Origin of the sequence: Mycobacterium cajalii (genome assembly GCF_045809005.2) — a bacterium.
Taxonomy (GTDB): domain Bacteria; phylum Actinomycetota; class Actinomycetes; order Mycobacteriales; family Mycobacteriaceae; genus Mycobacterium.
This window is the reverse complement of sequence record NZ_CM141436.1, coordinates 340,173-357,348: the sequence shown is the minus strand read 5'-3', so window position 1 is coordinate 357,348 and position 17,176 is coordinate 340,173. Positions and strand designations below refer to the sequence as shown.

The 17,176-nt window shown below is 65.9% G+C and carries 14 protein-coding genes and 4 pseudogenes; 8 read left to right on the top strand and 10 right to left on the bottom strand.

All coding sequences use genetic code 11. The features are described 5' to 3' along the window. Positions 1 to 65: 65 nt before the first annotated feature. On the bottom strand, positions 66 to 1,439 hold the full coding sequence (gene ltrA / locus ACJ512_RS01785; RefSeq protein WP_407689776.1) for a group II intron reverse transcriptase/maturase: 1,374 nt from the start codon (positions 1,437 to 1,439) through the stop codon (positions 66 to 68). 650 nt (positions 1,440 to 2,089) lie between these two features. Here ltrA and mymT point away from each other — a divergent pair. Beyond that, on the top strand, positions 2,090 to 2,236 hold the full coding sequence (gene mymT, locus ACJ512_RS01780; RefSeq protein ID WP_407684854.1) for a copper-binding metallothionein MymT: 147 nt from the start codon (positions 2,090 to 2,092) through the stop codon (positions 2,234 to 2,236). A 401-nt stretch (positions 2,237 to 2,637) separates the two neighbouring features. Here the strand turns inward: mymT and ACJ512_RS01775 are convergent. Beyond that, positions 2,638 to 2,835 (bottom strand): annotated as a pseudogene (locus ACJ512_RS01775) (redoxin family protein); the annotation flags it as partial. 508 nt (positions 2,836 to 3,343) lie between these two features. Beyond that, complete coding sequence (locus ACJ512_RS01770; RefSeq protein ID WP_407684855.1) at positions 3,344 to 4,189, bottom strand: patatin-like phospholipase family protein; 846 nt, start codon at positions 4,187 to 4,189, stop codon at positions 3,344 to 3,346. A 420-nt stretch (positions 4,190 to 4,609) separates the two neighbouring features. Between ACJ512_RS01770 and ACJ512_RS01765 the strand changes: the two genes are divergently transcribed. Then, a complete protein-coding gene (locus ACJ512_RS01765; protein WP_407684856.1) occupies positions 4,610 to 5,344 on the top strand; it encodes a Crp/Fnr family transcriptional regulator in 735 nt (244 codons plus the stop codon). Between the two features lie 22 nt (positions 5,345 to 5,366). Here ACJ512_RS01765 and ag85B read toward each other — a convergent pair whose 3' ends face one another. The 3 genes and pseudogenes from ag85B to ACJ512_RS01750 form a co-directional block, all read right to left on the bottom strand. Beyond that, positions 5,367 to 6,344 carry a diacylglycerol acyltransferase/mycolyltransferase Ag85B gene (gene ag85B, locus ACJ512_RS01760; protein ID WP_407684857.1) on the bottom strand — a complete coding sequence of 326 codons (978 nt, stop codon included), beginning with the start codon at positions 6,342 to 6,344 and terminating at the stop codon, positions 5,367 to 5,369. A 174-nt stretch (positions 6,345 to 6,518) separates the two neighbouring features. Next, positions 6,519 to 6,869: pseudogene (locus tag ACJ512_RS01755) on the bottom strand (hypothetical protein); the annotation flags it as partial. Positions 6,870 to 6,943: 74 nt separating this feature from the next. Continuing rightward, positions 6,944 to 7,274 (bottom strand): annotated as a pseudogene (locus ACJ512_RS01750) (DUF427 domain-containing protein); the annotation flags it as partial. Positions 7,275 to 7,462: 188 nt separating this feature from the next. Between ACJ512_RS01750 and ACJ512_RS01745 the strand changes: the two are divergent. The 4 genes from ACJ512_RS01745 to ACJ512_RS01730 all read left to right on the top strand — a co-directional run bounded on the left by ACJ512_RS01745 (position 7,463) and on the right by ACJ512_RS01730 (position 11,285). Continuing rightward, positions 7,463 to 9,031 carry a radical SAM protein gene (locus tag ACJ512_RS01745; RefSeq protein WP_407684858.1) on the top strand — a complete coding sequence of 523 codons (1,569 nt, stop codon included), beginning with the start codon at positions 7,463 to 7,465 and terminating at the stop codon, positions 9,029 to 9,031. Continuing rightward, positions 9,028 to 9,822 carry a class I SAM-dependent methyltransferase gene (locus ACJ512_RS01740; protein ID WP_407684859.1) on the top strand — a complete coding sequence of 265 codons (795 nt, stop codon included), beginning with the start codon at positions 9,028 to 9,030 and terminating at the stop codon, positions 9,820 to 9,822. Before ACJ512_RS01745 ends, ACJ512_RS01740 begins: the two co-directional genes overlap by 4 nt. Positions 9,823 to 9,973: 151 nt before the next feature. Then, a complete protein-coding gene (locus ACJ512_RS01735; RefSeq protein WP_407684860.1) occupies positions 9,974 to 10,435 on the top strand; it encodes a methyltransferase in 462 nt (153 codons plus the stop codon). 334 nt (positions 10,436 to 10,769) lie between these two features. Beyond that, a complete protein-coding gene (locus ACJ512_RS01730) occupies positions 10,770 to 11,285 on the top strand; it encodes a DoxX family protein (protein WP_407684861.1) in 516 nt (171 codons plus the stop codon). Between the two features lie 12 nt (positions 11,286 to 11,297). Here ACJ512_RS01730 and ACJ512_RS01725 read toward each other — a convergent pair whose 3' ends face one another. Both ACJ512_RS01725 and ACJ512_RS01720 read right to left on the bottom strand, forming a co-directional pair. Then, the gene (locus ACJ512_RS01725; RefSeq protein ID WP_461479941.1) at positions 11,298 to 12,728 is read right to left on the bottom strand and encodes a sugar porter family MFS transporter; all 1,431 of its coding nucleotides are present in this window, start codon (positions 12,726 to 12,728) and stop codon (positions 11,298 to 11,300) included. Between the two features lie 325 nt (positions 12,729 to 13,053). Further along, positions 13,054 to 13,458 (bottom strand): hypothetical protein, encoded by a 405-nt coding sequence (locus ACJ512_RS01720; protein WP_407684863.1) that lies wholly within the window; start codon positions 13,456 to 13,458, stop codon positions 13,054 to 13,056. A gap of 626 nt (positions 13,459 to 14,084) precedes the next feature. Here ACJ512_RS01720 and egtA point away from each other — a divergent pair. Beyond that, on the top strand, positions 14,085 to 15,386 hold the full coding sequence (gene egtA, locus ACJ512_RS01715; RefSeq protein ID WP_407684864.1) for an ergothioneine biosynthesis glutamate--cysteine ligase EgtA: 1,302 nt from the start codon (positions 14,085 to 14,087) through the stop codon (positions 15,384 to 15,386). 25 nt (positions 15,387 to 15,411) lie between these two features. After that, positions 15,412 to 15,573: pseudogene (locus ACJ512_RS01710) on the top strand (L-histidine N(alpha)-methyltransferase); the annotation flags it as partial. 266 nt (positions 15,574 to 15,839) lie between these two features. Here the strand turns inward: ACJ512_RS01710 and ACJ512_RS01705 are convergent. Both ACJ512_RS01705 and ACJ512_RS01700 read right to left on the bottom strand, forming a co-directional pair. Beyond that, positions 15,840 to 16,349, bottom strand: a complete 510-nt coding sequence (locus ACJ512_RS01705) for a TIGR04338 family metallohydrolase (protein ID WP_407684865.1) — start codon at positions 16,347 to 16,349, stop codon at positions 15,840 to 15,842. Next, entirely contained in the window at positions 16,346 to 17,095 is a 750-nt protein-coding gene (locus ACJ512_RS01700) for a DUF2786 domain-containing protein (protein ID WP_407684866.1), read from the bottom strand. Before ACJ512_RS01700 ends, ACJ512_RS01705 begins: the two co-directional genes overlap by 4 nt. Positions 17,096 to 17,176 lie beyond the last annotated feature (81 nt).

Genomic DNA, 17,176 nt, shown 5'->3' with positions numbered 1-17,176 from the left:
TCCCCCTTTCAATCCGTGCGTGCGGTTTTCCCGCACACGGCTTACCGATGATCTTCTAGACATGGTTACGCAGCTTTCGGGTAACGGATGGTGCCACGAAGCCGGTGCAGGCCGTGCCCGTTAAACCACTCTTCGGTCCACTGCTCAGCTTGTCCAGCACGCAGATTGCGGCCCCGCTTTCTAACCATCAAGCGAAACAACCGCCAACACACGTACCGGTCGATCTGGCGGAACTTAACGGCGGCATTGCCGGTACGAAAGTAGTTGCCCCAGCCGCGCAGAATCAGCGTCAACTCCGCGATCACGTCACGGATATCGAGACCGACCCGGTTGCGGCCGGTGCGGTCGCGCACCTTGGCCCGTAACCGGGCCATAGCCGTTTGACTGGGCCAGCGGTGCAAGTAGTAGCGGATGACCCGCTTCTGCTCCCACAACCGTCCCGACATGCGGGCGCGGAAATGACAGCCCAGAAAGTCCAGGCCCTCACGCCCTGCCCGCAGATCGACCACCTTCGTCTTCTCCGGATGCAGCCGCAACCCCAACGACGCCAGGATCTCTCCCACCGCCGCCAAAGCATGCTCGGCCTGTTCCGCCGTGCGGCACAACACCACACCGTCATCGGCGTAACGCACCAACTCACCCACCCCACGGGCAGCGAGTTCGGTGTCGAGCACATGCAGAAAGATATTGGCCAACAGCGGCGAGATCACCCCGCCCTGCGGGGTGCCCGCGACCGTCCGCTGGGTCACCCCCTCGACCATCACTCCTGCTTGCAGCCACAACCGCAGCAGTTTGAGCACCCGCCGATCCGAGACCCGCCTACCCACCTGCGTGAGCAGCCGGTCGTGGTCAATCTCGCCGAAGAAATTAGCGATATCGAACTCGACCACAAACACCTGGCCCTCGATGAACCCGGTCCGCAAGCGTTCCTTGGCCATCACCGCCGACCGCCTCGGCCGAAACCCGAACGAGCACGACAAAAAGTCCGCCTCGAAAATCGGTTCCAACACGATCTTGGCCGCCGCCTGGACCACCCGATCTCGCACCGTGGGAATCCCCAACGGCCGCTTACCACCTCGTGGTTTCGGAATCTCCACACGCCTGGCTGGCGCGGGAAGATACACACCCTCGCGAAGGTCACGACGCAACTCGCGCAACATGCGGTCCACGCCGTAGTCCTCCACCGCAGCCACGGTGATCCGATCCACCCCGGCCGCACCTTTGTTCTTACGCACCCGCTCCCACGCCTCCCACAGGACGTCACCCCTGTAGACACGGTCATACAGAGCGTGGAAACGCCGACCCTCAGACTGCTTGGCCGCAGCCCATAGCACCCGTTGCAGTTGTTGCACTTTCACCGGCGAGGCCACCAACGGCTCGTCGTCGGCTACAGCAAGCGATGGCTTGCCGGGGTAATTGGACCGAGTCACCTCGGTCATGCCCTGATGCTTACCCGCTTCGCGCGCGTGATCAAAGCAGGGGCCCTTCCCTCCCGGCGTGTCTCTCACGCCGATCAGCGGTACTACGACCCCCTCGGACTCCCGCTGCCCTCCAAAGGATTTCACCATCGGCTTATACCCTTGGTCTTTGCCTGACGCAGGCCAGGCAGACGGGTCTCTCCCCTTCCGAACCAGACTGTGTGCACGTGCCGCTCCCCATACCCCGGAAGGACCCGCCGAGCTAACCCCGGACCGGGGCTCGACGGACATAGGCCTTCGCCGTGACATGAGCGGCTCGGCTCCTCCGTTGTACATTTGACGAGGCTGCAGGACTCGCGCCTAGCGGCACTACGGCCCGCGCACTTGCTCCCTCCAAAGAGGCTCTCGACACCCCGCTTAGCCCGCCGCCTCTCAACGACGAACCGGGGCCTGCTACCCGGCGCTCCGGTGCCTACCGGGACGGGACTTACACCCGCAAGCCTGATCCAGCTTCTAGGACGCACCATGCCGACAACGCTAGCCGGATGCGGCCCGTGACCGCACCGACCGGCCGGCCGCTGTGAAATTCGGCCGGCACCGTTCCCATATACCCGCGTGGGGTATACAGTGGGACGGCACGAGAAATTCACGACATCAAGGGGTGATCCATCATGGCAAGCTACGAAGCCGGAACTTTGCTGACCTGTGGCCACGAGGGCTGCGGCTGCCGCGTCCGCATCGAAGGGCCCTGCCACTGCTCGGGTGCCGGTCAAGCCTACCGCTGCACCTGCGGCGACGAGTTGGTGCCCGTCAAGTAGATCCGGCACCGACGGTCGTACCTTCAGGCTCCTGCCCTGCTGCCGGTCACCGCCCGAACGGGCGGTCGGCGGGTTCGGCGGTGGCGGTCAATCGCGGGCTGGCCGCCGCGACAGAAACCGGACCGACGTAACACGAGTAAGCGACTTTTTGTAGAGGCCTATCGCGTTTTCGGCTAACACGTTGCCCAAATCCTCCCCGGCCGTCCCGATAGACGACTGGAGCACAACCGACATGGCCGAATCACCGAAAGGTGTGGTAGCACATCGGATTCCGGCATCGCTGGGATGGATCGCATCATCGAACGGGTGACATTGGCGGGCCCGGAAAGCCGCGACCACCAAGTGCAGCGCGCGTTCGACGAAGCCGGCGTCCTCGCGCAACGAGCACTGCCAGCTCGCTGAAATCCTTGCAGCTTGTACTTGTCGACGAACTGCTGCACGGCAGCTATCTGATCCAGTCCGACGACTCCGACGAAGGTCACACCCGGGCGTGCCGCGGCGACTCGGCCAACTATCGGCGCCTCGCCTAGACAGGTCGGACACCATGGTGTCCAAAACCACAGCACCGCGGGTTTACCCACCAGGCGTTGCCCCTGAAAGGCAGCTCGACCATCACGGTCTTCGACTACCGACTCGACCCGGGGCCCGCCGAAGCCGTCTCGCGCGCAAAGACGTTGCCTTAGTGGGGCAGAGAAAAGAATGGAGCATGCCCGAGTTCAACCTGTGCGCATGAGCCAGGCACGCAAATCGTCCTCTCGCTGACATTGTTTCGGTTTATCCGTTCGCCTCTCCGGGCTCGGCTCACTATCGAATTGTTCGTCACGCAAGGTTTATTCGGCTTCAGAGGCTCAGTCGCCGGGTGCGGGTGTTGGGACATCGCGCTGTGCGAAAACGTCGCACAACCAGCGCGCATTTCCCCGGTCGAGGTTGAGGCGGCCGTGGGTGACGAAAACGAACCAGGCTGAACAGCAACGCCTTCAGCGACTCCGATTCCGATCGAGGTGGGCACCGTCAGCACTGGCCTAGGCTCTCAGCAAGCGTATCGGATGGAGGACAGCTAGGGTAAAAATCTTGCCCTGAAAGCGTTTTCGGCGGGCGGCGCCGCGCTCAATGCCGATGCGGCTCAAGCAAAGCTGCCTGCCCGGCGACGGGGTGCCGCGTTGCCAGCCATTCACGGGTGCTGGCATGCGACCGCTCGATGAGCTGGACCGAGTGGGTGAAGTCGATTGGTGAGATGCTGAGCGGGCACAGCGGTGGGACGACGCGCAGGTCGGCCACGCCTTCAAGGCGGGTGATGTCGACGGCCAGGCGTTGGTTGATAGCGAGGGTCATGGCGTGCAGCGCCATCGCCAAAGCCCCCTTCGGTGACTCGGGCAGGGCGCACGAGTAGCCGGTCGGCAACACCCAGATCAGGTCGGCGCCGAGCGCGACGGCGTGAGACAGCGGGGTGTTGTTGACCACACCCCCGTCGATCAGGTCGCGTCCGTTGACAGTCACCGGCGGGCAGACGGCGGGAATGGCGGCGCTGGCGGCGATCGCGTCGACCGTATCTCCCGACGACAATAGGACATCTTGGCCCGAAAGCACGTCGGCGGCCACCCCATGCAGGGGGATCGGTGCTTCCTCGAGCCGAGCGAACTGCAGGTGGTCGCCGAGAAGTCGTCGCAGGCCCGTGGCGGGCACGAGGTTGGAGCGCCAACCGAGAAACCCCAGGAGCCCGACGATCGGGCGGGTGGGGAACACGTCTTGTCGCGCCAGCGACCGCCATAGGTCGGCCAGCGCGCCGATCCCAGCGGTATCCGGCCGCGAAGCCATCCAGCCGCCGTTGACCGCGCCCACAGAAGTGCCGACAATCAGGTCCGGCATGATCCCGGCCTCGGCGAGACCGAGGAGCATCCCAACCTGAATCGAACCGAGGCTCGCACCCCCGGAGAGCACGAACGCTGTCGTCATATTTTCACCTAACAGCCGGGAGCACCGGGCTTTGTCGCGATTGTCGTTGTGGTGACACTCCGATGAGGCGGGTGAGTGTCGAGATCGATGAAAGGCTCCGCCGGCCCGACCAGGGCAGCAAACAAACTCGGGTCGACCGGTGGTCAGCGTGCAGCTGACGCACAGGCGCGACACGTAGCCCCGGACAACGCGGTGGGTCGGACACGGGGCCTTGGCGCCGTTACACCCCGACGACCCCGTCGGCACTGGCTGGAACCTCGCCGGCCGCTCATCTGATCAAGCCCTCGTCGATCGCGCACAGCGCGATGTCGTGCGGACTCGCCGACCGGAGTCGAACCGCGAACTTGTCAGCAATATGACATTACGATGGCCAGATTGTCGGCAGGATGGCACTATTGGCTAAGCGACCGAGGGGGCACGATGTCCGACCACTCTGCGGGTCCGCTGCGGCATATTGTGCAGTCACTGACCGGCGGGCAGCAGCCGCCTGAGGCGCAGGTGCGACACGCGGCCTGGGTCGCACGCTGCGTGGGACGCGGCGCAGCGGCGCCGCTGCACCCCAACGATCTGTCGGCACTCGCGGAAACTTTGCAAGCCAAGCAGTTCGCGCCTGGGCAGGTGGTCTTCCTCGGCGATCAGGCCGCTGACGGGGTGTGGATCGTGCGGCAGGGACAGATCGAGCTCGCGGTCGGGTCCGGACGGCGTCGCGCAGTCGTGGATGTTCTTCGTCCCGGCGATGTGGACGGAGACATCCCCCTGCTGTTGGATATGCCGCTGTTTTACACGGCGCGGACATTGACCGATGCCACCTGCCTGTTCCTGGAGCGGCAGGCGTTTGAGCGGCTGCTCGCCACCCGCCCGGCCATCTCGCGGCGGTGGCTGTCGAGTGTGGCGCAACGGGTGTCCGCGGGGCAGGCCAGGCTGATCAGCATGCTTGGTAGACCCCTGCCCGCACAGCTCGCGCAACTCCTTGTCGACGAGGCCGTCGAGAAGCGAGTTGAACTCGCGCAACGCACCATCGCTGCGATGCTCGGCGCGCAGCGTCCGTCGATCAACAAGATCCTTAAAGAGTTTGAGCGCGATCGTCTGATCACCGTCGGGTACGCGGTCATCGAGATCACCGATCCGGACGGGTTGCGGGCTCGCGCGGCATGAGGCGGACCGGAGCCCAGCCAAGTCAGGCAGCCCCCAAGGCACGCTGCAGGTCGGGCTTCATCTGCTGCAACTGGGCACCCCAGTATTCCCAGCTGTGGGTGCCGTTGTCGGGGAAGTTGAACACCCCGTTGTGGCCGCCTGCGGCGTGGTAGGCGTCCTGGAACTTGACGTTGCTGCTGCGCACGAAGTTCTCCAGGAACTCGGCGGGCATGTTCGCGCCGCCCAACTCGTTCGGGGTGCCGTTGCCCACGTAGACCCACAACCGGGTGTTGTTGGCGACCAGCTCCGCGATATGCAGCGACGGGTCGTTGCGCTGCCAAGCCGGGTCACTGGACGACCCCCACATGTCGGCGGCCTTGTAGCCGCCGGCATCCCCCATCGCCAGACCGATTAGCGACGGCCCCATCCCCTGCGAGGGGTCCAGCAGCGCCGACAACGAACCGGCGTAAATGAACTGCTGCGGGTGGTAGATCGCCAGAACCATCGCCGAGGACCCGGACATCGAGATGCCAACCGTGGCGCCGCCAGTCGGCTTGACGTTGCGATTGGAAGCAAGATAGTGGGGCAGCTCGCTGGTGAGGAACGTCTCCCACTTGTAGGTCTGACATCCTGCCTTGCCGCAGGCCGGGCTGTACCAGTCGGAGTAGAAGCTGGACTGCCCGCCGACCGGCATGACGACCGACAACCCCGACTGGTAGTACCACTCGAACGCGGACGTATTGATGTCCCAGCCGTTGTAGTCGTCCTGGGCGCGCAGACCGTCGAGCAGGTACACCGCGGGCGAATTCTTTCCGCCGCTTTGGAACTGGACTTTGATGTCGCGACCCATCGACGCCGACGGCACTTGCAGATATTCGACCGGCAAACCGGGTCGCGAAAACGCCCGCGCGGTCGCTGCTCCGCCCGCAAGGCTGATCAGGCCCAGAATAGCTGCGGTCGCAACCGCGGCCACCCCCAGCAGGCGCGACCAACCCCGCAGGTTTCCGTTTACAACTGCCATGTCTCCCCCTATCTGAGTCCCTTGATCTAGTCAGTGAGGCGCCCCAACGGGCGACTTCAATTGATGGTGACTCATGCGTGCACGTTCAGCGCGGCGTCGAGCGAGGTGAGCGTGCTTCTTGAGTTAATTGCGTTGAGACAGTGCCGGTAACGTTGCGCAGCGTGGCTCCCCGGATTACGCGAACCTTTCAAGCCAGGTCGTCAGCGCATAGAGCGCACCATACGTTCCGATCGCGATCGCAAGCAGTGTCGTCAGTCGCCACCGTAGTCGCCGGATAGCGGTGATGCTGCACTGATCACGTCGCCGCAGTGCAATCCAGGTCAGCAGCACGAGTGCAGCCAGCCCGCCTAGGCGGAACCACCACGCGTAATTACCGTACAGATTGTTAGCCCACGCCAATGCCGTTGTAGCGCTGACTATTCCGAAGAGCGCGAGAATGGTGGGGCCAGCGCAACACAGGATGCCGACCAGCCCGCCGGTGACGCCGACGCGCCATATCGGCAGCGCGTCGTCGGTTGTCGAGCGGCGTCTCTGGGCGAGATCCTCAGTTGTTGTCCGTTTCGTGTGTTGCTGTCGCGTCGCGCCATGTTGTTTTCCCGCCAGTCCGCCACGCGACGTGCGAAACCCGTGCGCTGCATCTTCGGGTTCGCCTTCGACGGTCACCCCGCTCCAGAACGCGACGTGGTTTTTGATCCGGCGTGCTAGCGGACTGGGGCGTGGGTAATACCAGGCGGCGTCCGGGTTCACCTCCCCGTTGGCGGTGACGCTGTAGTAGCGAGCCAAGCCCTTCCACGGGCAGACCGATTTGGTCGGGCTGTCGATGAAATGCTCGAGGTGCAGCGACGCGGGTGGAAAGTAGTGGCTGCCCTCCAGCCGGACGGTTCGCGGCGCCTCCGCGAGCACGGTCCCGTTCCATACGGCGCGGATCATGGTGCAGTCCTCCTCATAGGTGTTGCTACCCCATTGCACTCTTGCGGGGTGCGCCAAACCGGTGAACTGTCATCGCGCAGACAGTGCCGCCCGCCGCGGCGAACTGTCCGGCTGCTGACAGTCGCGCATCGCGCACGAGACGCACAGTGCTGAAATCGCTGAGTTGTGCGGCTGACAGGAGAGCATCGGTGACGACCGTGAAGCGAGAACTCAACGAGGTGTTCGTCGAATACACCAAAAGCATCTGCCCGGTGTGCAAGATAGTGGTCGATGCCCAGGTCAACATCCGCGACGGCAAGGTGTATCTGCGCAAACGCTGCCGCGACCACGGCTCTTTCGAGGCACTGGTGCACGGGGACGCCGAAATGTACATGGACGCAGCCCGTTTCAACAAGCCCGGTACACTGCCGCTGCGGTTCCAGACCGAGATTCGCGACGGCTGCCCCAGCGACTGCGGGTTGTGCCCGGACCACAAGCAGCATGCCTGCCTGGGTTTGATCGAGGTCAACAGCCACTGCAACCTGGACTGCCCGATCTGTTTCGCCGACTCCGGTCACCAACCCGATGGGTTCGCCATCACCATGGAGCAGTGTGACCGTATGCTCGACGCGTTGGTGGCCGCCGAAGGTGAACCCGAGGTGGTGATGTTTTCCGGCGGCGAACCGACCGTCCACAGACAGATCCTCGATTTCGTCGACGCCGCCCAAGCGCGCCCGGTCAAGACCGTCATCATCAACACCAACGGCATCCGGCTGGCCTCGGATCGGCGGTTTGTCGCCGGGCTCGCCGAGCGCAACCGGCCCGGCCGCCCGGTGCACATTTACCTGCAGTTCGACGGACTCGAGGAAGCCACGCACCGCGCGATCCGGGGCCGCGATTTACGGGACGTCAAAGCCCGGGCGCTGGACAACTGCGCGCAGGCAGGCCTGACCGTCAGCCTGGTCGCCGCGGTGGAACGCGGTATCAACGAGCACGAACTCGGCGCCGTCATCCGCCACGCCATGGCGCACCCCGCCGTGCAGACAGTGGTGTTTCAGCCGGTCACCCATGCCGGACGGCACGTCGAGTTCGACCCGCTGACCCGGCTGACCAACTCCGACATCATCCATGGCATCGCCGCACAGCTGCCGCAGTGGCTCAAGGCCAGCGATTTTTTCCCGGTGCCGTGCTGTTTCCCCAGCTGCCGCTCGATCACCTACCTGCTCACCGACGGCGAGCATGTGGCGCCGATCCCGCGGTTGCTGGCCGTCGAGGACTACCTGGACTACGTCTCCAACCGGGTCATCCCCGATCTGGCGATCCGGGAGGCGTTGGAGAAGCTGTGGTCGGCGTCGGCGGTGATGGGCAGCGACATCACCACCGAGCAGCTCCAGAAGGCTGTCCGTGCCCTGGACTGCGCCGACGCGTGCGGGATCAACCTGCCCGACGCGCTGACGAATCTCACCGACCGGGTGTTCGCGATCGTGATCCAGGACTTCCAGGATCCGTTCACCCTCAACGTCAAGCAGCTGATGAAATGCTGCGTGCAGCAGATCACCCCGGACGGGCGGCTGATCCCGTTCTGCGCCTTCAACTCGGTCGGCTACCGCGAGCAGGTCCGCGAACAGCTCACCGGGGTGGCGGTGCCCGACATCGTGCCCAACGCCGCCCCGCTGGCCGGGCTGCTGACCGACTCCCCGAACGGCTCCAAAACAGCCGGCGGTCCCCGTACCGGGCACGACGCCACCAACACCGGCAGCAGAGCCGTACGCCGATGACGGTACCGCCGCAGCGCATCAAAACGTGTTGCGCCGACGCGTATTCCAGCGACGCCGTGGCGTTGTTGCTCGGCGAGTCCTACCATCCCGGCGGGGCGGCGTTGACCCGTACACTGGCCGGGGCGCTCGGACTGGGCGCCGCTGCGCGCCGAGTGGCCGATGTCGCCTGCGGGCGCGGCGCCACTGCCCGGCTGCTGGCCGGTGAATACGACGTCACCGTCGACGGCGTCGACTTCAGCGAGATCAACGTCGACCACGCGCGAGCCGCCGTCGCAGCGGACGGGCTGGACCAGCGAGCGCGCTTCCAGCATGGTGACGCTGAAGATCTTCCACTGCCCGACAACGCCTTCGACGCACTGGTCTGCGAATGTTCGCTGTGCACGTTCCCCGACAAGAACGCCGCCGCGCGAGAGTTCGCGCGCATCCTGCGTCCGGGCGGGTTGGCCGGAATCACCGATGTCACCATCACCGACGCCGGCCTACCGGCGGAGCTGACTACACTGGCGGCGTGGGTGGCCTGCATCGCTGATGCCCGGTCGGTCGCCGACTACACCGAGATCTTCGCCGGCGCGGGACTGCACGTACGACACACGCAGGCCCATGACGACGGCCTGCTGAAAATGATCGAACGCATCGACGCTCGGATCACCGCGCTGCGCATCGCAGCGCCACAAATTCTCGCCGACAGCGGTATTGAACCTGATACCGTGCTGGCATACACCCGGCTGGTGACCGACGCGGTCGAAGCGGGCCGCATCGGATACACCCTGATGATCGCGGAGAAAAGCTGACCCACCCCCGGACGGCACGTGAATCTCTCGTCACGCGTATTCAGCCGAGGTATCGCCATTTGGCCGACGCTCGGAACAACGTCGTCCAGCCACCGAGGTTGATATGGGATATTTGTCACTTACTTGCGTCATTTTCACCCTCGCCGTCGGTATGAATTCCGCCAGCGTGTTCGCCCAAAAGCGATTCCGAATTTACAACCGCTGGCAAAAAAACGGCTGGTTGGTTCACGGCCTGGTCATACTGCCGTTCTGGATAATCGCGATATACCGAGTACTCCGTTTGAACAGCCATTACCTCCTCCGTTTCCCGGCCATGCCGGTCGTGGGCTATACATTTTTCGCGCTGGCGACGTTGATTTTCGCGCTGGCAATACGCGAGATTGGCTGGCCATCTCTACTTAACGGCAACTGGTTCGGGCGCGGGAAGATATCGCACGCTCGCATATTCAATTTGCTTAGGAACCCGATATACGACAGTTACGTCCTAGTCTTCATCGGCGCCGCCCTGAACAGCGGCAACGCCGCTTACTTTGTTATCGCGCTTCAGAGCTACGTCGGGTTGAACATCATTGAGAGCCGAATAGAGAAGATCAGGGAAAATGGGCATCGGTGAGCAAAATTTGCGTTTGCGGACGAACGCGCGCCACCTGGGCGTGCACCTCGACCCACCGCCGGCGATGACGTCGAACTCCGCTATTCCAGGCAAACCGTGGCGCGAATTACGAACGTACGCGGTGCGCCTTCGGGTTCGCCGTGGAAGGTCACGACGTTCCCACGGAAACCCCGCATATTGTCTGGCAGCTGACATTCGCCCACCGCGCACCAGGCGCACCGTGTTGATATAGCTGAAGTGTTGACATAGCTGAAGTGCTGACATACACCCGGTTGGCGACCGGTGCGGTCGCAGGTGGCCGCAGCGGATACACCCTGATGAACGCGGAGAAAACATGACCCACCCCGTGATGGCCCGTAAATCCCTCGTCGCACGTATTCAGCCCGCATACCGCCAGGCGACGGACACACTGAACAACCTGGGCTGGCTGCCGAACTTCGTGCTGCGACTCACCGTCGGATTCATGTTCTTCAGCGGCGCCGTGGGCAAACTCGGTGATCTCGGGAAGTTCACCGCGATGTTTGCCGATTTGGGCATTCCCGCCGCGCCGGTGCTGGCCCCGTTCACCGCTGTGGTGGAACTCCTCGGTGGCGCGGCGCTGATGCTGGGCCTTGGCACCCGGCTGGTGTCGCTGGTTCTCGCCGGGGACATGGTCGGCGCGCTGATCACCGACATCGGTCCGGGCCTGGCGCAGAAATATCCGGATCCGTGGCATTTCCTGAGTAACGTGTTCTATTCCTCGGAGTGGCTGCTGATCGGTCTGCTGGCATGGCTGTTGTGCGTCGGAGCCGGCAAGGCCAGTGTGGACGCGCTGCTGGCTCGGCGTGTGACGGCGTTGAACGGGGGATGATCGGGCACGGCTTCACCGCTCACGCACCACGGGGAGCGCGGCCGGTGGGTCAATGACTTCGTCACGCGCCTTGGGGACCAGGATTCCCGGCATGGCCCGATCGGTGGGTCTGCCGGTGTTCTCCCAGAAGTGCCGGATCTCTTCGAGCTGAGTGCCTTTCGTTTCGGGGGCGAACCAGTAGACGAAGAGGAACGCCCCCAGCGCCAGTACGCCGAATACCGTGTACGTAGCCGCACCGCCGAGCGAACTGAGCATGGTCAAGAACACCGCGGCGACGATCGTGGCGCCCACCAAATCCGCGGTGAGCATCGCGCTCGATCCCATTGACCGCAGCCGTCCCGGGAAACTCTCACCCGCGTACACGCTGAGCAGCGAGCCGAAGCCCAAGCTGAAACCAGCGGCGAGCACCATCACGCCCGCCAAGCCCAGGCCCAGTTCCAGCCCAGGAACGCGCCCGTCGGCTCCTGAACCGGCGGTGAACACGACAATCAGCAGGCCATCAGCCGCGATCATCATGGCGATGCCGGACAGTAGAACCGGCCGCCGACCCAGCTTGTCGACCAGGGTCAGCGAAACGATCGTAGCCGCCAACCCGGCGACTTGCGCCAGCGCCGGCAGAACCAGCAGCGCAAAGTCGCCGGCGAATCCGATCGCCGCGAACAAGCGGGGGCCGTAGTAGATGACGGTGTTGACGCCCGTGACGTGCGCGAGAAAGCCGAGCCCCACCACGAAAGCCGTGGCCCGGGAGTACGGCCGTCGCAGCATGTCGGTGAGCGCGCCGCCGCGCGTTTCGGACAGCGTGCCGGCGATTTCGGCGAGGTCGTGCTCGACTTCTGCCTCGGGCTCCACGCACCGCAATACCTGGCGTGCCGGTGTTACCGAGCCCTTGAGCATGTACCAGCGAGCAGTGTCGGGTATCGGCAGCAACAGCAGCAGGGCCAGCACCGCGGGTACCGCGGCCAGACCGAGCATCCATCGCCAGCTGTGCAAATCAGCAAGCAGGTAGGCCGCCATGTATCCGGCGATAAAACCGAGCACCGTTGCCAACTGGTAGGCGACCAGCAACGACCCGCGCACCCGAGCCGGCGCACACTCGGCGATGAACACCGGGACCACCACCACCGATACTCCGACGGTCAGCCCGAGCAGCAACCGCACCGCTACCAGCGAGGGCAGCGACACCACCGCGACCGCACCCAGCACCGCGAACACCGCGTAGGCCGCAGCCACCAGCACCATCGAGGATTTTCGCCCGATTGCGTTGGCGAGCACGCCCCCGCCAATCGTCCCGGCCAGCTGCCCGATCACCGCCGCAGTCGTCACCATCTCCTGCTGGTGCGTCGACAGGTTGAAGTCATCGGTGATGTAGCGCAGCGCGCTCGCGAAATTCGACAAGTCGTAGCCATAGATGACGCCCACACTCGCCGCACTGATGCCCGCCATGCGTCCCACCCGCGAGGTTCGCAGATCATCGACTCGCCGCACGCTGTCTGACCTTTCCGCCGACTGTTGATGCCGGCACAGTAACGAACACGGCCGCCGCCTCGGCCTACCAATGTGTCAGCAATCTGACGATCACCGTCGACGTGATCGGTGTTGCGCGACACTCGCTTTGAGGATGGCGGCGACATGCACGGTGCACACGCTTTCCTGCGGTTTGGGGCGTCAGCTTGACGATGAGACGCGCCTGCCTGTCGACGAATATGCGGCCGAGAATCCGGGTGGTGTGGTGAAGAACACAGACTTCACCAATTTTCGGTGCGTAAGTTCAGCCGGACCTGACCCGCACGGGCCGCAACAGGCGGCCGCCGGTGATGAACACAATCAACTGCCACCCCGAGAGTGGCAGTGCGGCGCCGAAAAAACGCCGGATCGCCGCGGCAGCGGCACCCAACGCGTCGACCGCATAGGCCAACGCCGTACCACCCGCCACGGGCAAGGCGGGGTCCTCACAGACCAGGTTGACCCGGGCGTGGACTATGACGGCGCGCTGATAAAGCCATTCGCTACCGGCGCGTGCGGCACGCAGCCAACCGCGCACGGTGCCGGCCGACACGCCCAACCGCTCGGCAATCGGCCGGTGCCCCTGGCCGCCGGCAGCGGCGCTCAGCGCCGCCCCGATGGTGCTGGCATCGTCGGCCCGGCCCGGTACACACCAGGCCGGCAGCAGCACCTGCGTACGCCCGCACGCCTTGTTCGTACAGCACACCCGAGCCGGACGTAGGTGGCGACGCCCACCGCCGTAGGTACGCACCCACCGCCGCCGCGAAAATCCATGCTTGCGGAACCGCCCACCACAGGCCGGGCACACCAGCCGGCCCTCGCGTAGCCCAGCCTGTGCCTCGAGGGCGTTGGCAACGATGATCACCGCGTTGGGCTCCTGGCATAGGTCCCACCGTCTCGCCGCACCCCGTCATCGACAAGGGGCGATCGGTGTTGCACCCTTCCGCACCAGCCTCGGCCCCCGCAACTAACGGCGCTCCGGTTGCCCCACAAGGCATCGCCACTGGCCCAACCTCACGACCGCGACACCATGCACACCGCTGCAGCTCAACAACACTGACGCGCAGCCCCACCGTGGTCGTCATCCAAAGAGACGCTCAACAATCGGAAACCGGCCGCATTGTCAGCTGGCGAACAGTGCCTGGACGGCGGCCGCGCCGAACCGGTTCACTGGACCCCCGGCACGACGCTGTTGATCCGACGACCCGACCGCAGGAGATCGATGAGACTGACACGCCGAATGACAACGGACTGCTGCCCGCGCCTGGGACGGCGCGGGCGTCAAGAGGTCGTGCTGTGACGTTGGCTCCTCCCGGCACTTGCATCGCGGCGCAGCGCGACGACCCGCGCCTGACCGAGAGCGGACTGGCCAGCTCGGCGGCCGCCGCGCACTACATCAGCGACAGTTGCCTGACCGATATCCCGCTGGGGCGGGTCGGCCTGGAGATCGAAGCACACTGCTACGATCCCGCAGACCCCTACCGTCGGCCCGGCTGGGATGAAATCGCCGCTGTCCTGGAGGCACTTCCCGCGTTGCCGGGCGGCAGCGTGGTCACGGTGGAACCCGGTGGTGCGGTGGAGTTGTCCGGTCCGCCCGCCGACGGCGCGGTGCCGGCGATTGACGCGATGGCTCGCGACCGGGCGGTGCTGGGCACGACGTTCGCCGAGGCCGGCCTGGGGTTGGTGTTGCTGGGCACCGACCCGTTACGGCCGGCCCGACGGGTCAATCCGGGCGCGCGGTATCGCGCCATGGAGCGGTTCTTCGCTGCCAGCCGCAGCGGTGTAGCCGGGGCGGCGATGATGACGTCGACGGCCTCGGTGCAGGTCAACCTCGACGGCGGGCCGCGGGCCGGCTGGGCGGCGCGGGTGCGCTTGGCACACGCCCTGGGGCCGACGATGATCGCGATCGCCGCCAATTCCCCGCTGCTGGGCGGGACGTTCTCCGGGTGGCTGTCGACTCGCCAACGGGTCTGGAGTGAGCTGGACTCCGCGCGCTGCGGACCCATCCTGGCCGCCAGCGGGGAGGATCCCGGCATCGACTGGGCACGCTACGCGCTGAAGGCGCCTGTGATGCTGGTGCGCGACCCGGACGCGGTGCCGGTGACGCACTACGTGCCGTTCGCCGAGTGGGCGGACGGACGGGCGCTGCTCGGCGGGCGCCGCCCCACCACCGCCGACCTGGACTACCACCTGACCACGCTGTTTCCGCCGGTGCGTCCGCGCGGCTGGCTGGAGATCCGCTACCTCGATGCCGTTCCCGAAACCATTTGGCCGGCTGTGGTGTTCACCCTGGTGGCACTGTTGGACAACCCGGTTGCCGCCGACATCGCGGCCGAAGCAGTCGAACCGGTTGCCACCGCCTGGGACGCCGCGGCCCGTATCGGGCTGGCCGACCGGCGCCTGTACGCGGCGGCCAACCGCTGCGTGGCCACCGCCGCCGAACGGGCGCCAAAACCGCTTGCTGACGCTATGGATCGGCTGGTCCGGGCGGTCGAACAGGGCCGCTGCCCAGCCCACGACTTCGCCGACCGGGTGATTGATCAGGGCATCGCGGCCACGGTCGCGCGGCTGGCGCAGGAACAGCCGTGGGTTCGCTGAGCCGGCTCGATCCGAGGAAGGACCGATGACGCTGTCGCTGTTCAACCACCTCGCCGCTGACTCGGCGTACGACGCGCGCCTGCGCAAGACACCGAAGTCGTTGCCGCCCAGATGGTTCTACGATCCGGCGGGAAGCGACCTGTTCGATCAGATCACCCGGCTGGCCGAGTACCAACCGACACACGCCGCGATACCGGCTCGCTGCGCCGATTTGGACCTCGGTGCCTACCATCACGTCGCCTGCCGGAACGCCGAAGCCGAGCGCACGGAAATGTGGATGCAGGCCGATCGCCGGCAGCGGGAGGGTCGCCGCGGTCATTGGAACGTCCTGTGGGATGAGCCCGTCGCGCAACGGCTACCCCTCCCCGGCGCCGATCACGCCGACCAGCAGAGAGAACCGCTCGTCGTCGGTCATCCGGGCCTCCACCTCGCGCGCCCACAGGGCCGGGTCGCTCACCGCGCGCCCTGGGTGGCGTAGACGACGCGCAGCACGTGCCCCGCCTCGGGGCCCATCACCAGCTCGGCCAGCGCACAGCTGGTCGCGACGAACTCCGGACCATGCGGCGGCTGCGCCCGGCACAGGTGGTGGGCCACCTCGTGGAGCACCACCAGCTCGCGCAGCGCCCAGTCGGCGGTGTCGCGGTCGGGAACAGCGATGACGCCCGCGCCGTCGCGGCTTTCGTAGTGCGCCGCGGTGGCGGACCGCCGCGAGCGCACCCTCAGCGGCGAAACGTCGGGCCACTGTCGCCGCACCGCCGGTAACGCAAGCACCTCGTCAACGTAGCGCTGCACAGAAGCCACCGAGCCGAATCGGGCCTCCGGCGGCAGCGTCAACTGCGTGCCGAAGAACTCGACCGCCGGTGACCCGTGCTCCGCGGCGCGGTCGAACAACGTGCGGACGAACCCTTCGGCCGCATACACTTTGGCGCGCTGGAAGTCCCGCGGGGCACCCGCCGGACTCACCGGCCCAGCGCGGTCCGCGCCCCCGGGAGCTCGGGGCTGTCGCCCAGCCGTGCCCGCCGCCCCGCGTGGTCACCGGCACGCCGGGCCGCCGAGGAGTATCCGGCCGACGCGCTGGTGGCCCGCCACGTGCCGCGCGCCTTCGACGCGCTGCGGTAGTGATCGCGCAGCTCGATCTCCTTGTCCCGGAGCGCGACGGCGGTGCCCGGGGCGCGCCCGCGGTCCTCGGTGGCCTCCCGGCGGGCCTGTTCGCGGGCCTCGGCCAGGCGCTGGCCGACCCGGGCCCCGAAGGCCAGCTGGAAGTTGAGCCGGGCGGTGATGGTCGGGGTGGGCCGGTGCGCGCCCGAGGCCAGGTAGGCGTCCGAAGCCCGCACCATCTGGACGACCAGGCTGGCGTAGAGGGCATGCGTGGCGTCGATGTCCTCGGCGAAGCCGTACGCGTAGAGGAACGTCGAATTCGACGCCACGTCACAGCGCACGTCGTTGGCCGCCGCGATCCCCACGAACAGCTGCACGTAGGTCCGCAGGCCCCGGGTGCCCGCCGTCCCGATGGTGATGGTCCGCTGCGTCGGGGCCTGCGCCGGCGAGCGGTCGGCCGCGTGCGAGCGCGCCACCGCCAGGTCGATCGACGCGGCCGTCGCCAGCCGTTGCGCGGCGCCCATGAACGCCTCGGCCTCGTGCGGGTTGTCGGTGCCTTCGGCCTGGCGCAGCAGGGCGGCGATGCGGGCCAGCATCTTGTCGTCAGTCATGGGCGCCACTCCTCCTCATCGCTACGCTCTGCATCGTCGACGGCGCGAGTCATGGGCGCCACTCCTCCTCATCGCTACGCT